Here is a 14,361-nt window from a genome sequence, read left to right as displayed (position 1 = left end):
CCGTGACCACTCAAGGCTCCTCGGCTGAGCATCGCTGGGAACGGATCGCCAGGGCCTTGCACCGCGACGCGAATGGCACGCTCCGCACGCCGTCGCGCGGCGCGCTGGCACCCTACGTCGCCGCGGTCCTGTTCTTCGTCCCGCTCGGCGGCTGGACTGTCAAACTCGGTGTGGAGCGACTGACCATGTCGCGCAGTTGGATCCGAGGCACGGCCGAAGTGCTAGCGGTCCCGGGACCTCGCGCGCCCACTCCCCGGCGCCATTACGATCTTGTCCTGCGCCGTGTGCTCAGCGACGGAACCGCGGTGGATGCCCGGGCCATTTTGGGACATCCATTCCGCGTCGGCTGGTCGCGGCCCGGACGCGTACCGCAGCCAGGCGACCGTCTCGATATCGTCATTGACCCCGACGACCCGAGGCGAATGACAACGGTCGACAGCCTTGGCGATCTGCCGGGCGGCGGCATCGTCTTCGGCGCGGGCATCCTGGCCATCGCCACTTTTCCGCTCGCGGGCCTCGTGACGGCCGTCTGGTTGCGCCGGCGGGGTCTCGGGGACATGACGTCCAAGCACCCCTGATCGCAAGTTCGAGGCGGCGCGCCCCGGTGGCGGGACTTGCCGGGCCGTCTCTAGATGCACCCGATGCGCGACGTCCTGATCTCCGACGCCCGCCTGCTCGACCCCGCGAGCGGCCTCACAGTTCTCGTGTGGGCAATGGAGCTTCTGGCGCTCGCCGCGATCATCTGCGTGGCGCGGTTGCGGGCCAGCACTCACCCGCCCGGCAGCATCCTGCGGATCAGCCCGTTCCGCTTCACGACGGAATGCCGCACCACCACGCCCAGATGCGCGCCAAGCGCCACGCACAGCAGCACCGCCCCGGCCACATGCCCCCAGGCGCCGACCGCCACGAGCCACTCCCACCGCGGCAGCGGATTGGGCAGGTCGAACAAGCCCGCGAAGCGCACGCCATAGCCGCCGGCCATGACATGCAGCACGCCCGTCACCGGCATCACGAACATCGCGAGGTACAGCCCGCGCTCGGCATGGTGCACGACGCCACGATCATGGTCCGAAAGGCACGGCGCCCAGGGCGGCAATTCCCCCGCTCGCCGGGCCCAGATCCGCAGCACCGCCACCGCCAGCGCCACCAGCCCGATGCTCTTGTGCCAGTTGTACAGCGCATCCCGCGCCGCGGCCGATTCCTCCGGCAGGCGCACCATCACGGGTGCCGAGACCAGCTGGAAGGCGAACAGCGCCACCACCGCCCAATGCAGCGCCTTCGTCAGCGAGCCGTAGCCGTCGGCGGAATTCAGGAAGGCCATGGGCCGAGCGCAGCCCGTCATTCCACCCCTGTCAATCGCCCCCCGTGGCGGGAACCGCGCCGCCGTCTATAACCCCATCCGATGCCCGACCTGCTGATCTCCGACGCCCGCCTGCTCGACCCCGCGACCGGCCTCGACGCGCGCGGCGCGCTGCTGGTCCGCGACGGGGTCATCGCCGATATCGGCCCCGGCCTGACCGCGCCCGAGGGCGCGGAACTGATCGACGCCGCCGGCGCCTGCCTGGCCCCCGGCCTGGTCGACCTGCGCGCCAATCTCGGCGAGCCGGGCCAGGAACACCGGGAGACCATCGCCTCCGCCGCCCAGGCCGCCGCGGCGGGGGGCATCACCACGCTCTGCGTGCTGCCGGACACCGACCCGGCGCTGGACGACCCCGCGCTGCTCTCCTTCATGATCCGGCGGGGGGAAGCGACGGGCTCCGTCACCCTGCTGCCCTACGGCGCCGCGACGGCCGGCTGCGCGGGCAAGGAACTCGCGGAGTTCGGCCTGCTGCGCGAAGCCGGCGCGATCGCCTTCACCGACGGCGCGAAGGCGATCGGCAACGCCCGGACGATGCGCATCGCCCTGTCCTACGCCCGGGCCTTCGGCGCCTTCATCGTGCAGCATCCGGAAGACCCATCGCTGGCCGCTGGCGGGGCGGCGACGGAAGGCGAACTCGCGACAAGGCTCGGCCTGCCGGGCATCCCGCCGGCCGCCGAGGCCATGATGATCGCACGCGACATCACGCTCGCGCGCCTGACCGGCGGGCATGTGCACTTCGCCCATGTCAGCACGGCGGCCGCGCTCGACCTGATCCGCGCGGCGAAGCAGGACGGGCTGCGCGTCACCTGCGACACCGCGCCCCCCTATTTCGACCAGAACGAGACGGCGATCGGCGACTACCGCACCTACGCGAAGCTCTCGCCCCCGCTGCGCACCGAGGCCGACCGAATCGCTATCGTGGCGGGGCTGGCCGACGGGACGATCGACGCCATCGCATCCGACCACCAGCCGCGCGACGCCGACGACAAGCGCCTGCCCTTCGCCCAGGCCGAGGCGGGCGGCGCGGGGCTCGCCACGCTGCTCGCCGTGACGCTGGCCCGCGTGCATGCGGGGGACCTGTCGATGCTCGCCGCGCTCGGGCTGCTCACCTGCAAGCCGGCCGCGCTGCTCGGCCTGCCGGCCGGGCGGCTCGCCAAGGGCGCGCCGGCGGACCTGCTGCTGTTCCACCCCGCCCGCGGCTGGAAGGTCGAGGCCGGGAAACTGCCGGGCAAGGCGCAGAATTCCCCCTTCGACGGGCGGGCGCTGGAAGGCCGCGTGCTCGGCACCTGGAAGGGCGGTCGGCGGGTCTTCTCCGCATGATCACCGACCCTTCGATCGGCTTTGCGGTCGCACTTCTGGGCGCCTACCTGATCGGCTCGATCCCCTTCGGCCTGCTACTGACGCGCTGGGCGGGGCTCGGCGACATCCGCGCCATCGGGTCGGGCAACATCGGCGCGACCAACGTGCTGCGCACGGGGCGGAAGGGGCTGGCGGTGGCCACGCTGCTGCTCGACGCGCTGAAGGGCGTCGTGGCCGTGCTGCTGATGCGCTGGGTCGCGCCGGAGCAGGACCTGGTGGCGGGCACCGCCGCGGTGCTCGGCCACACCATGCCCGTCTGGCTGGGCTTCAGGGGCGGCAAGGGAGGTGCCACGGCGCTCGGCGTCTGCCTGGCGGCGATGTGGCCGGTCGCGCTGGCCTGCGCGGCCTTGTGGCTGGCGACGGCGAAGATCGTCAGGATTTCCTCCGTCGCGACGCTTGTGCCGATCGCCGCGTCGCCGCTGTTGGCGCTGATCTTCTCGGATGGCGAGCACGCGCTGATGGCGCTGCTGGTGGGCGTGCTGGTGTTCTGGCGGCATGAGGCGAACATCCGGCGGCTGATGGCGGGGACGGAGCCGCGGATCGGGCAGAAGGGGTGAAGGGGGGCTCCGCCCCCCTGTGACCCCCCGCCAAAGGCCGAAAGGCCTTTGGAAACCGTCACCTGGCGCGAGCGCATCGGAGCGGGGCCCGCGCGACCATGCGCCGGGACACGTCCGCCCCCCAACAATCCACGGGCGATATACAAAATCGTGTATCGCGCATCAGGCGAATTGGGGCCAGACACGCCCCATGCGCTGGCGCGTTCCCTTTGGCGGGGTCCGGGGTGGCCCGGCCACCCCGGCGGGGGCGCGGGGGCGGCGCCCCCGCCTGCCGCGATGACCCTCGCCCTCCTCCGCCTCGCCCGCACCGAGGGCGTGGGCCCCCTTACCTTCCGCCGCCTGCTCGACCGCCATGGCGACCCGGACCGCGCGCTGGCCGCCCTGCCCGGCCTCGCCACCCGCCGCAACGCCCCCTTCGCCACCCCGCCAGAGGCCGAGATCCGCGCCGAGGCCAAGGCGCTCGCGAAGCTCGGCGGCCGCTTCGTCTTCCTGGGCGATGACCTCTACCCCCCGCTGCTCGCATTGCTGCCGGACGCGCCGCCGGTGCTGGCGGTGCTCGGCGATGCCGGCCTGCTCGCCGCCCCTGCCGTCGCCATCGTCGGCGCGCGCAACGCCTCCGTCGCCGGGCGCCGCATCGCGGAGGACCTGGCCGAGGCGCTCGCCGCGAAAGGCCCCACCATCGTCTCCGGCCTCGCGCGCGGCATCGACACCGCGGCGCATGAAGGCGCGCTGCGCACGGGCGGGACCATCGCCGTGCTGCCCGGCGGCCTCGACATCCCCTACCCGGCCGAGAACGCCGCACTTGCCGCCCGCATCGCCGAACGCGGCGCGGTCGTCGCCGAAAGCCCGCTCGGCACGGCACCGCTCAACCGCCACTTCCCCCGCCGCAACCGCATCGTCGCCGGGCTTTCGCTCGGCGTGGTGGTGGTGGAGGCGGCGCATCGGTCGGGCACGCTCATCACCGCGCGCCTCGGTCTCGAACACGGGCGGGATGTCTTCGCCGTGCCTGGCAGCCCGCTCGACCCGCGCTGCCGCGGGTCCAACGACCTGATCCGCCAGGGCGCGCATCTGGTGGAAACGGCCGAGGACGTGCTCGACCATCTGCCCGAAACGCCCCGGGCGATGCCCCTTTTCGTGCCCCGAACCCTGCCCGAGGCCCCGCCGGACCCCGCCCCGGACCTCGGACCACCCCTGGAAGGGTCGGCACAACTTCTTGAAATGATTGGCTTGTCGCCGGTATCGGTTGACGAGGTCGCCCGGCGCTGCCACCTCTCCCCCCCCGAACTCCAGGCTCTCCTCACGGATCTGGAGCTCGATGGCCGGGTGGAGATGCTGCCCGGTCACCGCGTCGTGCGCTCTGCCAACGGGTGATCCGCGAAAACATGTCGGACGTTGTCGTCGTCGAATCCCCGGCCAAGGCCAAGACGATCGAGAAGTATCTCGGCCGTGACTTCACCGTACTCGCCTCCTTCGGCCATGTCCGCGACCTGGAGGAGAAGGACGGCGCCGTCCTGCCCGACCAGGACTTCGCGATGGTCTGGGGCAAGGACGGGCGGGGGGAGGCCCAGGTCGCCAAGATCGCGACCGCTCTGAAATCCGCCAAGCGCCTGTTCCTGGCCACCGACCCGGATCGGGAGGGGGAGGCGATTTCCTGGCATGTGAAGGACATGCTGGGCAGCCGCGGCGCGCTGAAGGGCAAGGACGTCCAGCGCATCACCTTCAACGAGATCACCAAGCGCGCCGTGCAGTACGCGGTGGCGCATCCGCGCGACCTCGACGTGCCGCTGATCGATGCCTACCTGGCGCGCCGCGCGCTCGACTACCTGGTGGGCTACACGCTCTCCCCCCTGCTGTGGCGGAAGCTGCCGGGCAGCCGTTCGGCCGGGCGCGTGCAGTCCGTCGCGCTGCGCCTGATCTGCGAGCGCGAGGCCGAGATCGAGGCCTTCAAGCCGCGCGAATACTGGACGCTGGAAGCGAAGTTCCAGACCCCCGCCGGCGCGCCCTTCACCGCGCGGCTGACGCATCTGGACGGCAAGAAGCTCGAGCAGTTCGACCTCGCCGACGCGGCCTCCGCGCTGGCCGCCAAGGCGCTGGCGGAAGCCACCACCTACGCCGTCGCCTCGGTCGAGAAGAAGCGCACGCGGCGCAACCCGCCGCCGCCCTTCATGACGTCCACGCTGCAGATGGAAGCCAGCCGCAAGCTCGGCATGGGCGCGCAGCAGACGATGCGCACCGCCCAGCAGCTCTATGAGGCCGGGCACATCACCTACATGCGGACCGACGGCGTCTCCATGGCGCGGGAGGCGATCGCCGCCATCCGCGACCATGTGAAGGGCGAATTCGGCCCCGCCTACCTGCCGACCGCCCCGCGCGAATACCAGTCCAAGGCGAAGAACGCCCAGGAAGCGCATGAGGCGATCCGCCCGACCGATGTCGCGCGCTCGCCCGAAAGCATGTCGGGCGAGTTGGAAGGCGCCCAGGCGCGGCTGTATGAGCTGATCTGGAAGCGCGCAGTCGCCTCCCAGATGTCGGCCGCCGAGCTCGACCAGACCGCGGTCGACATCGCGAGCGCCGATGGCCGGCTGCGCTTCCGCGCGACCGGGTCCGTCGTCGCCTTCGACGGCTTCCTGAAGCTGTACCGGGAGGACGAGGACGACCGCGCCGCCGACCTGCGCGCCGGCCTCAAGCCCGCCGACGCGGTCGAGGACGAGGACAGCCGCATCCTGCCGCCCATGGCGGAACGCGACCCGCTCAAGCGCGGCGAGGTCACGGCGAGCCAGCACTTCACCCAGCCGCCGCCGCGCTATTCGGAAGCGACGCTGGTCAAGCGGCTGGAGGAACTCGGCATCGGCCGGCCCTCCACCTACGCCTCCATCCTGCAGCGGCTGCAGGACCTGAAATACGTCACGCTCGAGAAGCGGCGCTTCATCGCGCAGGACCTCGGGCGGATGGTGACGACCTTCCTCGTCCGCTACTTCGACAAGTACGTCGACACCGGCTTCACCTCCGCGATGGAGGAGAAGCTGGACGAGATCTCCGCCGGGCAGAGCGACTGGCGCGCGGTGATGCGCGCCTTCTGGAGCGAGTTCTCCGCGGCCGTCGAGGCGACGCGCGACCTCAAGATCCGCGACGTGATCGATGCGCTGGACGAGGATCTCGGCCCGCACATCTTCCCCGCCCGCGGGGACGGCACCGACCCGCGCGTCTGCCCGACCTGCGGGGCGGGCCGGCTCGGCCTGCGGCTCGGCCGGACGGGCGCCTTCATCGGCTGCTCCAACTATCCCGAATGCCGCTACACGCGCCCCTTCGGCGTGGACAGCGGCAGCGCGGAGGGCGCGGGCGGCGAGCAGGAGCTCGGCGAGGATCCGGCGACGGGCCTGAAGGTCTCGGTCCGGCGCGGGCCCTACGGCTTCTACATCCAGCTCGGCGAGGCGGGGACGGACGCCAAGGGCAAGCCGGTCAAGCCCAAGCGCACCAGCCTGCCGCCGGGGATGTCGCCCGACCAGGTGGGGCTCGACCAGGCGCTCGGCCTGCTCTCCCTGCCGCGCATCATCGGGCGGGACCCGGAGACGGGGGAGGAGATCACCGCGGGCCTCGGCCGCTTCGGCCCCTATGTCCGCTGCGGCACGGTGTTCAAGTCGCTCGACAAGGATGACGACGTGCTGACCGTCGGCATGAACAGGGCGCTCGCCCTGCTTGCCGATGCGCGTGCGAGGGTTCGCGAACTGGGCGTGCATCCGAAGGACGGGGAGCCGGTCAGCGTGCGCAAGGGCCGCTTCGGCCCCTACGCCCAGCACGGCAAGGTGGTGGCGAACCTGCCGCGCGACGTCGCGATGGAGGACCTCACCCTCGACCAGGCTGTCGCGCTGCTGGCCGAGAAGGGCAAGGCGCTGAAGCCGCGCGGGCCCGCCGGCCGTGCGAAGGCCGCGCCGCGCAAGGCCGCCGGCGAGGCCAAGCCCGCCGCCAAGGCGCCGGCGGCCAAGGCCCCGGCGCGCAAGGCCGCGGCGAAGCCGGCCGCCAAGGCCGCCGCGAAGGCCAAGCCCGCCGCCAAGGCGGGCACGCGCCCCGCCAAGTCCGCCCGCTGATGGTCCGCCGCGGGCCGCCGGCCAAGGGGCACAAGGCGCGCGCGCGGAAGGTCGGTGGCGTCGCGGTGGGCGCCGGGCACGGCAAGGGCTCAGCCTGGGCCGCGCGCGGCAAGGCCACGCCGACCTCATCGCAGCCCGGAGCGGAGCGCGAGCCCGCCCGCGAAGGCGCGCCCGCGCGGGAGGAAGCCCCCCGGCGACCGGCCCGGCACGACGGCGAGGACGGCTCCGCGTCGCGGCCGCATGGCGCGAAGCCCGCGCGCGCCGCCGCGCCGCATCGCGCCACCAGCAAATCCGCCGCCGGCCCGCAGGCCAGCGCGCGCCGCCGTGCCGCCGCGCGGCCCGAGGAACCGCCCGCCCTGCCCACCAAGGCCGCGCTGCGCGACTTCCTCGCCGGCGCCCCTGGGCGCGTGACCAAGTCCGACATCGCGCGGCATTTCGGCCTGACATCGGACCAGCGCCCGGCGCTGCGCCTGCTGATGCGGGAGATGGCGGCCGAGGGCGGCGCGGCGCAGGCCGGCAAGCGCGGCATCATCGCCCCATCGCGCCTGCCGGAGATCACGCCGGTCGAGATCACCGGCACCGACCCGGATGGCGACCCGATCGCGCGCCCCGTCTCCTGGCAGGGCGAAGGCCGCCCGCCGATCGTCTACATGCACCCCGAGCCCAAGGGGCAGCCGGCGCTGACGGCGGGGGAACGCGTGCTCGCCCGGCTGCGCATGATCGGCCCGGGCAAGTACGAAGGGCGCACCTTCAAGCGCATCGGCGGCGCGCCGCCCGCGCGCATCCTCGGCGTCTTCGAGGAAGGGCGCATCATCCCCACCGACCGGCGCCAGCGCGGCACCTGGCAGGTCCCACCTGGCGAGGAGATGGGTGCGAAGCCCGGCGAGATCGTGCTCGCCGAGCCCCTGCCCTCCACCCGCCATTTCGGCCCCAAGCCCGCGCGCATCACGGAACGCCTCGGCGTGATGGGCGAACCGCGCTCGGTCTCGCTGGTCTGCATCCACGCCCACGGCATCCCGGACGTATTCCCCGCGGAAGCCGTGCAGCAGGCCGAACGCGCCAGGGGCGTGACGGCGCGCGGGCGGACCGACCTGCGCGACATCCCGCTCGTGACCATCGACGGGGAGGATGCGCGCGACTTCGACGACGCCGTCTTCGCCGAGCCGCATGAGGGCGGCTGGCGCATCCTCGTCGCCATCGCCGATGTCGCGCACTACGTCACGCCGGCCAGCGCGCTCGACCGCGAGGCCTGGGCGCGCGGCAATTCCGTCTATTTCCCCGACCGCGTCGTGCCCATGCTGCCCGAGGCGCTGTCGAATGGCTGGTGCAGCCTTCGCCCGCGGGAGGATCGCGGCTGCCTGTTCGTCGACATGCGCTTCGATGGGGAGGGGCGGAAGACCAGCCACGAGTTCGGCCGCGGCATCATGCGCAGCGCCGCGCGCCTGACCTATGAGGAACTCCAGCAGGCCGCCGATGCGGGGCGGGAGGCGGCGGGGCTGGCCGATGGCCATGTCGGGCGGCTGTACGGCGCCTTCCGCGCGCTGTTCGCCGCGCGCGTCCGGCGCGGGACGCTCGACCTCGACGTGCCGGAGCGCAAGGTGGTGCTCGACGATCGCGGGCGCGTGCTGGCCGTCACACCGCGGCCGAGGCTCGACGCGCACCGGCTGATCGAGGAGTTCATGGTCGCCGCCAATGTCTGCGCGGCGGAGGAGCTGGAACGCCTCGGCCAGCCCTGCATGTACCGGGTGCACGACCGGCCGTCGGACCAGAAGATGGAGGGGCTGCGCCAGTTCCTCGGCACCTTCGGCGTGAACCTGCCGCCCTCGGACCGGCTGCATCCGCGCGACTTCGCCCATGTGCTCGAGAAGGTGCGCGGCGAACCGCACGAAAGGCTGGTGAACGAGGCGGTGCTGCGCGGCCAGTCCCAGGCCGCCTACGCGCCGGACAATCTCGGCCATTTCGGCCTGGCGCTGCCGCGCTACGCGCATTTCACCTCCCCCATCCGCCGCTATGCCGACCTGCTGGTGCACCGCGCGCTGATCCGTGGCCTGCGACTCGGCAAGGACGGGCTGGAGGAGACGGAGGCCGCGCGCTTCCCCGACACCGGCGAGCACATCACGTCCACCGAGCGCCGCGCCGCGGCGGCCGAGCGCGACGCGGTGGACCGCTACCTCGCGGCCTTCATGGCCGGGCGCGTTGGCGAGAGTTTCGACGCGCGCATTTCGGGGGTGACTCGCTTCGGCCTCTTCGTCACCCTGGACGAGAACGGGGCGAGCGGAATCGTGCCGCTCGGATCGCTGCCGGACGACCGATGGGATCTCGACGAGGCCACGCAGACGCTGGCCGGTCGCAGGACGAGGCTGACCTTCACGCTGGGACAGGCGGTGGAGGCCCGACTTGCGGAGGCCACGCCGCGCACCGGCGGCATGGTGTTCCACCTCATGCAGGGGTTGCCGGCGCGTGGGCGCCCGGCGCCGAAGGGACGGCAGCGCGGACGTCGGGGCTGATTCTCGCCCTGCTGCTGCTGGTCTCCTTCGCGCTGCCGGCCGCCGCGCAGGACGGGCTGCGCAGCGCCGCCGCCTATCCGCGGGAGGAAATGCGCCTCGTCCTCGGCGCGGGCTTCGCCGCCATCCTCGAACGCCATCTTGAGGACGCCTCCCCCGGCGACCTGATGCTCTGGGCACTCGCCGCCCTGCCGGCGGCGGATCCGGCGCTGTCCGTCGCGCGCAGCGGGCGGGAGGTGCGGCTGATCGCGGGCGATCGCGTGCTGCTGTCGCGCCCGCTGCCCGACCGCGCGCGGAACGAGGCCGTGACGGCCGCCGGCGGCGCCGCGGCGGACCGGCTGACGCTGTTCCAGCAGGCGGCCTGGGCGACCTCCGCGCCGCTGCGCCAGGCGGGCGCGCCGAGCCTGATCCGCGCGACATTCGAGCAGGTCTTCGCCCATCTCGACCCCTTCAGCCGCTACATCACGCCGGAGGAAGCGCAGTCGGCGCGCGAAAGGCGGACCGGCGAGGCGGGGCTCGGCCTGCGGCTCGCGCCGGGGCGCGGCGCCGGGCCGGTGGTCGCGGCACTCGCCCCCGGCGGCCCGGCGGCCGAGGCGGGGCTGCTGATCGGCGACCGGGTCCTCGCGATCGACGGCATCAGGCTGCGCGCGCGCGACGCGGCGACGGCGGCGGGCCTGCTCGAAGGCCCGGCGGACACCGAGGTGACGCTGCTGATCGAGCGCGCGCGGCAGCGCTCGGAGGTGGTGCTGCGCCGCCAGATGCCGCCCGGCAGCCCCGTGACGTCCGAGCGGCAGGAGGATGTGCTCGTCATCCGCATCCCCGCCTTTTCCGCCCAGACGGAGCGCCAGGCGGCCGCCGCGCTGCTCGGCGCGCTGAGCCAGGGGCGGCCGCGCGCCATCCTGCTCGACCTGCGGGGCAATCGCGGCGGGCTGCTGACCCAGGCGGCGGCGGTCGCCGACATCTTCCTCGGCCCCGGGGAGGCGTTCCGCACCCTCGGCCGCCACCCGGAAGCCAGCCGCGTCTACATCACCGGCGGGCCGGACCTGTCCGAGGGCCTGCCGCTGGTCGTGCTGGTGGACGGGCGGACCGCCTCGGCGGCGGAGATCGTGGCGGGCGCGCTGGCCGACCGGGGGCGCGCGGCGGTGCTGGGCTCGGCCACCACGGGCAAGGGGCTCGTGCAACTGGTGCTGCCGCTGCCGGATGGCGGCGAATTGCTGATGTCCTGGTCGCGGCTGGTCATGCCGGGGGGCTGGCCCCTGCAGCCGGTCGGCGTGCTGCCGGGGCTGTGCGTGGCGGGCGGGCCGGAGGCGGCGGCACGCGCGCTCGCGGCGCTGCGCGCGGGGGCGCGGCCGATGGGGCCGGCGCTGACGGAACTGCGCAGCCTGCGCCACCCGGTGCCGGCCGAGGCCGCGACGCGGCTGCGCGCCACCTGCCCCTCGGGCGAGGCCTCCGATCCCGACCTGCCCTTGGCGCGGGCGCTGGCGACGGACCCGCTGGCGCTGCAGGCGGCGATGGCGCGGTAGGCCGGGGGATCGGGGCGGATCCCTGGCGTCCGGGCACGGAATGCCGTCGAATCAATACCTTCGCGGGCTGGAATTCGCCCCGGCCCATGCCACCTCCCTTCACGACGCCCGAAGCTCCTGGAACCTGCCCATGGTCAGCCTCCTGCCCTTCCTCGGTTCGAGCCGCCGGCGCTTCGACAGCCTGACGCCGCGGGAGATCCTGGCACTCGCCATCTCCTCGGAGGAGGAGGACGGGGCGATCTACGCCCTGTATGCGAGCCGGCTGCGGGAAGCCTATCCGGCCTCGGCCGCCGTCTTCGACGCCATGGCGGCGGAGGAGAACGAACACCGTCGGCAATTGATCGACCTGTACCGGGCCCGCTTCGGCGACCTGATCCTGCCGATCCGGCGCGAGCACGTGGCCGATTTCTACGCCCGCAAGCCGGTCTGGCTGGTCGAGAACCTCGGCCTCGAGCGGATCCGGGAGGAGGCGGAGGCGATGGAGCGCCAGGCGCGCGCCTTCTACCTCGCCGCCGCGGCGCGCAGCACGGATGCGGAGGTGCGCCGGCTGCTTGGCGACCTCGCCGCGGCCGAGGCGGCGCACGAGGCCGGCGCGGCCCGGCTGACCGAGGAACATCTGGGCGGCGCGGCGGGGGCGGAGGAAGTCTCGACGGCGCGCCGGCAGTTCATCCTCACCTGGGTGCAGCCGGGGCTCGCGGGGCTGATGGACGGCTCGGTCTCGACGCTCGCGCCCATCTTCGCCACCGCCTTCGCGACCCAGGACCCGTGGACGACCTTCCTGGTGGGGCTCTCGGCCTCGCTCGGCGCCGGGATATCGATGGGCTTCACGGAAGCGGCGCATGACGACGGGAAGCTGTCGGGCCGCGGGGCGCCCTGGAAGCGGGGGCTTGCCTCGGGCGTCATGACGACGCTGGGCGGGCTCGGCCATGCCCTGCCCTACCTGATCCCGCATTTCTGGACGGCGACGGCGCTGGCGCTGGTGATCGTCTTCGTGGAGCTCTGGGCGATCGTCTGGATCCAGAACCGCTACATGGAGACGCCGGTGCGCCGGGCGATGTTCCAGGTCCTGCTCGGCGGCGGGCTGGTGCTGGCGACGGGCATCCTGATCGGCGCGTCCTGAGGCCCCCAGGTCCCCTTTCGCGCTTGACGCCGGCGCGGCGGACGCTAGGTTCCGCGCTCTCGCGCCCTGGGCCTCTCAGCCCCCGGGCCATGGAGTCATGTCATGGCGAAGTCGAACACCATCCTGATCCGCCTCGTGAGCAGTGCCGACACCGGCTACTTCTACGTCACGAAGAAGAACACGCGCACGATGACGGCGAAGATGGAAAAGAAGAAGTACGACCCGGTCGCGCGCAAGCACGTCGTCTTCCGGGAAGCGAAGATCAAGTGATGCCGCGGGCGGGCTGACCCCGCCCGGATCCTGGCGACTTGAGGGGCGTGCCCGCCGGGCGCGCCCCTTTTCGTCGTGGATGCACGCTGCCTGGCCGCGACTTAAGGTGCCGACGGGCAGCTGGCCCGGCCGGGACGCGCCCGCCGAATCGCGGCGCCGTTATTCGGGCGCCGCGCCCCAATCCTCGGCCATGGCCAGTTCCGCCCGGTTCCGCCCGCGTTCCTTGGCGCGGTACAGCGCAGCATCCGCCGCCGCGATCAGCCCGTCCGCCGCCGCCTGGCCGCGCGCCACCGCGGTGCCGATCGACACGGTGACCGGCAGCAGCAGGTTGCCCGCCGGCACGGGCGTATCGGCGACCGACAGGCGCAGCCGCTCGGCCACCGCCTGCGCCTCCTCCTCCCCCGCCCCGGCCATGACGACGAGGAATTCCTCCCCGCCATAGCGCGCGACGACGTCGACGGCGCGCAGGTGCTCGCGCAGGCGCGCGGCGACCTCCTGCAGCGCGGCGTCGCCCGCGGCGTGGCCATGCCGGTCGTTCAGCGGCTTGAAGCGGTCCACGTCGATCAGCAGCACCGCCGCCGTGGCCCCGGTGCGCAGCAGCGATTCGAGGTGGCGGCGCACATAGCGCCGGTTGCGCAGCCCGGTCAGCGAATCGGTCACCGCCAGTTCGAGCGACCGGTCGAGGCTGTCGCGCAGCAGGTCCTGGTAGCGGCGCCGGCGCAGCTGGTTGCGCACCCGCGCGCGCAGTTCCGGCGGATCGACCGGCCGCATCACGTGGTCGGAGGCACCGAGGTCGAAGGCGCGCAGCACCGCTTGGCGCTGCTCCTCCCCCGCCAGCAGCACGAGCGGCAGGTCGCGGCTGTCGGCATGCGCGCGCAGCCGGGAGGCGAGGCGCAGCGCGTCCCCGCCCGCCAGCGGCAGGCTCAGCAGGGCAAGGTCGTGCAACTGGTCCTGCAGCATGTCCCAGGCCGCGGGCTCGTCGGGCGCGAGGTCGAGGATCATGCCATCGGCCGCGACCGCGGCGGCGACCGCGGCGGCCTCCGCCGGCTCGGCGCCGGCGAGCAGCAGGCGCGATCCCATGAATTCCTCGGCCGGCGCGCCGGGCTGCTCGAAGCCCAGTTCGCGCGCCGTCTCGGCCCGCACGCGCCACGCATCCAGCACCTGCTTCACGCGCAGCAGCGCGCGCAGCCGGGCGAACAGCAGCGCCGTGTCGACCGGCTTGGAGATGAAGTCGTCCGCCCCGGCCTCGAGCCCGCGCACGCGCTCGGACTGCTCGGTCAGCGCGGTGACCATGACGACGGGGATGTGGGAGGTCTGGTCCTGCGCCTTGAGCCGGCGGCAGACCTCGTAGCCGTCCATGCCCGGCATCATCACATCGAGCAGCACGATGTCGGGCGACCAGGCGGAGGAGAGCGCGAGCGCCTCGGGCCCCGAGGCCGCGAGCGCGACCTCGAAATACTCGGCGCGCAGCTTCGCCTCGAGCAGCCGGAGATTGGCCGGGACGTCGTCGACGACGAGGACGCGGGCCGTCATGCGCGCGGCCCCGCGACACGCAACGGTAACTGGCGCGCCATCGGACCGCG

The 14,361-nt window shown here is 73.2% G+C and carries 11 protein-coding genes; 9 read left to right on the top strand and 2 right to left on the bottom strand.

Annotated features, from left to right (window positions below; translation table 11 throughout):
• Window positions 1-2: 2 nt before the first annotated feature.
• Window positions 3-578 carry a DUF3592 domain-containing protein gene (locus J5Y09_RS05135; RefSeq protein ID WP_209350674.1) on the top strand — a complete coding sequence of 192 codons (576 nt, stop codon included), beginning with the start codon at window positions 3-5 and terminating at the stop codon, window positions 576-578.
• A 191-nt stretch (window positions 579-769) separates the two neighbouring features.
• Here the strand turns inward: J5Y09_RS05135 and J5Y09_RS05130 are convergent, their stop codons facing one another.
• Window positions 770-1,321: a cytochrome b gene (locus J5Y09_RS05130; RefSeq protein ID WP_209350673.1), complete on the bottom strand. Its 552-nt coding sequence runs from the start codon at window positions 1,319-1,321 to the stop codon at window positions 770-772.
• 81 nt (window positions 1,322-1,402) lie between these two features.
• Here J5Y09_RS05130 and J5Y09_RS05125 point away from each other — a divergent pair, with 81 nt between their 5' ends.
• The 8 genes from J5Y09_RS05125 (at window position 1,403) to rpmG (ending at window position 12,778) form a co-directional block, all read left to right on the top strand.
• Window positions 1,403-2,680 carry a dihydroorotase gene (locus J5Y09_RS05125; protein WP_209350672.1) on the top strand — a complete coding sequence of 426 codons (1,278 nt, stop codon included), beginning with the start codon at window positions 1,403-1,405 and terminating at the stop codon, window positions 2,678-2,680.
• Window positions 2,677-3,276, top strand: a complete 600-nt coding sequence (gene plsY / locus J5Y09_RS05120; protein WP_209350671.1) for a glycerol-3-phosphate 1-O-acyltransferase PlsY — start codon at window positions 2,677-2,679, stop codon at window positions 3,274-3,276. Before J5Y09_RS05125 ends, plsY begins: the two co-directional genes overlap by 4 nt.
• A 276-nt stretch (window positions 3,277-3,552) precedes the next feature.
• Window positions 3,553-4,647: a DNA-processing protein DprA gene (gene dprA / locus J5Y09_RS05115; RefSeq protein ID WP_209350670.1), complete on the top strand. Its 1,095-nt coding sequence runs from the start codon at window positions 3,553-3,555 to the stop codon at window positions 4,645-4,647.
• 11 nt (window positions 4,648-4,658) lie between these two features.
• Entirely contained in the window at window positions 4,659-7,361 is a 2,703-nt protein-coding gene (gene topA / locus J5Y09_RS05110) for a type I DNA topoisomerase (protein WP_209350669.1), read from the top strand.
• Window positions 7,361-9,868 carry a ribonuclease R gene (gene rnr / locus J5Y09_RS05105; RefSeq protein WP_209350668.1) on the top strand — a complete coding sequence of 836 codons (2,508 nt, stop codon included), beginning with the start codon at window positions 7,361-7,363 and terminating at the stop codon, window positions 9,866-9,868. Before topA ends, rnr begins: the two co-directional genes overlap by 1 nt.
• A gap of 89 nt (window positions 9,869-9,957) precedes the next feature.
• Window positions 9,958-11,388 carry a S41 family peptidase gene (locus J5Y09_RS05100; protein WP_209350667.1) on the top strand — a complete coding sequence of 477 codons (1,431 nt, stop codon included), beginning with the start codon at window positions 9,958-9,960 and terminating at the stop codon, window positions 11,386-11,388.
• Between the two features lie 130 nt (window positions 11,389-11,518).
• Entirely contained in the window at window positions 11,519-12,508 is a 990-nt protein-coding gene (mbfA, locus tag J5Y09_RS05095) for an iron exporter MbfA (RefSeq protein ID WP_209350666.1), read from the top strand.
• Between the two features lie 102 nt (window positions 12,509-12,610).
• Window positions 12,611-12,778: a 50S ribosomal protein L33 gene (gene rpmG, locus J5Y09_RS05090; protein WP_188966603.1), complete on the top strand. Its 168-nt coding sequence runs from the start codon at window positions 12,611-12,613 to the stop codon at window positions 12,776-12,778.
• A 159-nt stretch (window positions 12,779-12,937) separates the two neighbouring features.
• Here the strand turns inward: rpmG and J5Y09_RS05085 are convergent, their stop codons facing one another.
• Entirely contained in the window at window positions 12,938-14,311 is a 1,374-nt protein-coding gene (locus J5Y09_RS05085) for a PleD family two-component system response regulator (RefSeq protein ID WP_209350665.1), read from the bottom strand.
• Window positions 14,312-14,361 lie beyond the last annotated feature (50 nt).

Origin of the sequence: Roseomonas nitratireducens (genome assembly GCF_017813355.1) — a bacterium.
Lineage (GTDB): Bacteria > Pseudomonadota > Alphaproteobacteria > Acetobacterales > Acetobacteraceae > Neoroseomonas > Neoroseomonas nitratireducens.
Note: the sequence above shows the minus strand (reverse complement) of the source record. Positions and strands in the feature narration are given on the sequence as shown.

Bases quoted from the DNA above. Each gene is read 5' to 3' on its own strand.
- J5Y09_RS05130 (WP_209350673.1), bottom strand. From the start codon at position 1,321: ATGGCCTTCCTGAATTCCGCCGACGGCTACGGCTCGCTGACGAAGGCG.
- J5Y09_RS05125 (WP_209350672.1), top strand. From the start codon at position 1,403: ATGCCCGACCTGCTGATCTCCGACGCCCGCCTGCTCGACCCCGCGACC.
- plsY (WP_209350671.1), top strand. From the start codon at position 2,677: ATGATCACCGACCCTTCGATCGGCTTTGCGGTCGCACTTCTGGGCGCC.
- dprA (WP_209350670.1), top strand. From the start codon at position 3,553: ATGACCCTCGCCCTCCTCCGCCTCGCCCGCACCGAGGGCGTGGGCCCC.
- topA (WP_209350669.1), top strand. From the start codon at position 4,659: ATGTCGGACGTTGTCGTCGTCGAATCCCCGGCCAAGGCCAAGACGATC.
- rnr (WP_209350668.1), top strand. From the start codon at position 7,361: ATGGTCCGCCGCGGGCCGCCGGCCAAGGGGCACAAGGCGCGCGCGCGG.
- J5Y09_RS05100 (WP_209350667.1), top strand. From the start codon at position 9,958: ATGCGCCTCGTCCTCGGCGCGGGCTTCGCCGCCATCCTCGAACGCCAT.
- mbfA (WP_209350666.1), top strand. From the start codon at position 11,519: ATGGTCAGCCTCCTGCCCTTCCTCGGTTCGAGCCGCCGGCGCTTCGAC.
- rpmG (WP_188966603.1), top strand. From the start codon at position 12,611: ATGGCGAAGTCGAACACCATCCTGATCCGCCTCGTGAGCAGTGCCGAC.
- J5Y09_RS05085 (WP_209350665.1), bottom strand. From the start codon at position 14,311: ATGACGGCCCGCGTCCTCGTCGTCGACGACGTCCCGGCCAATCTCCGG.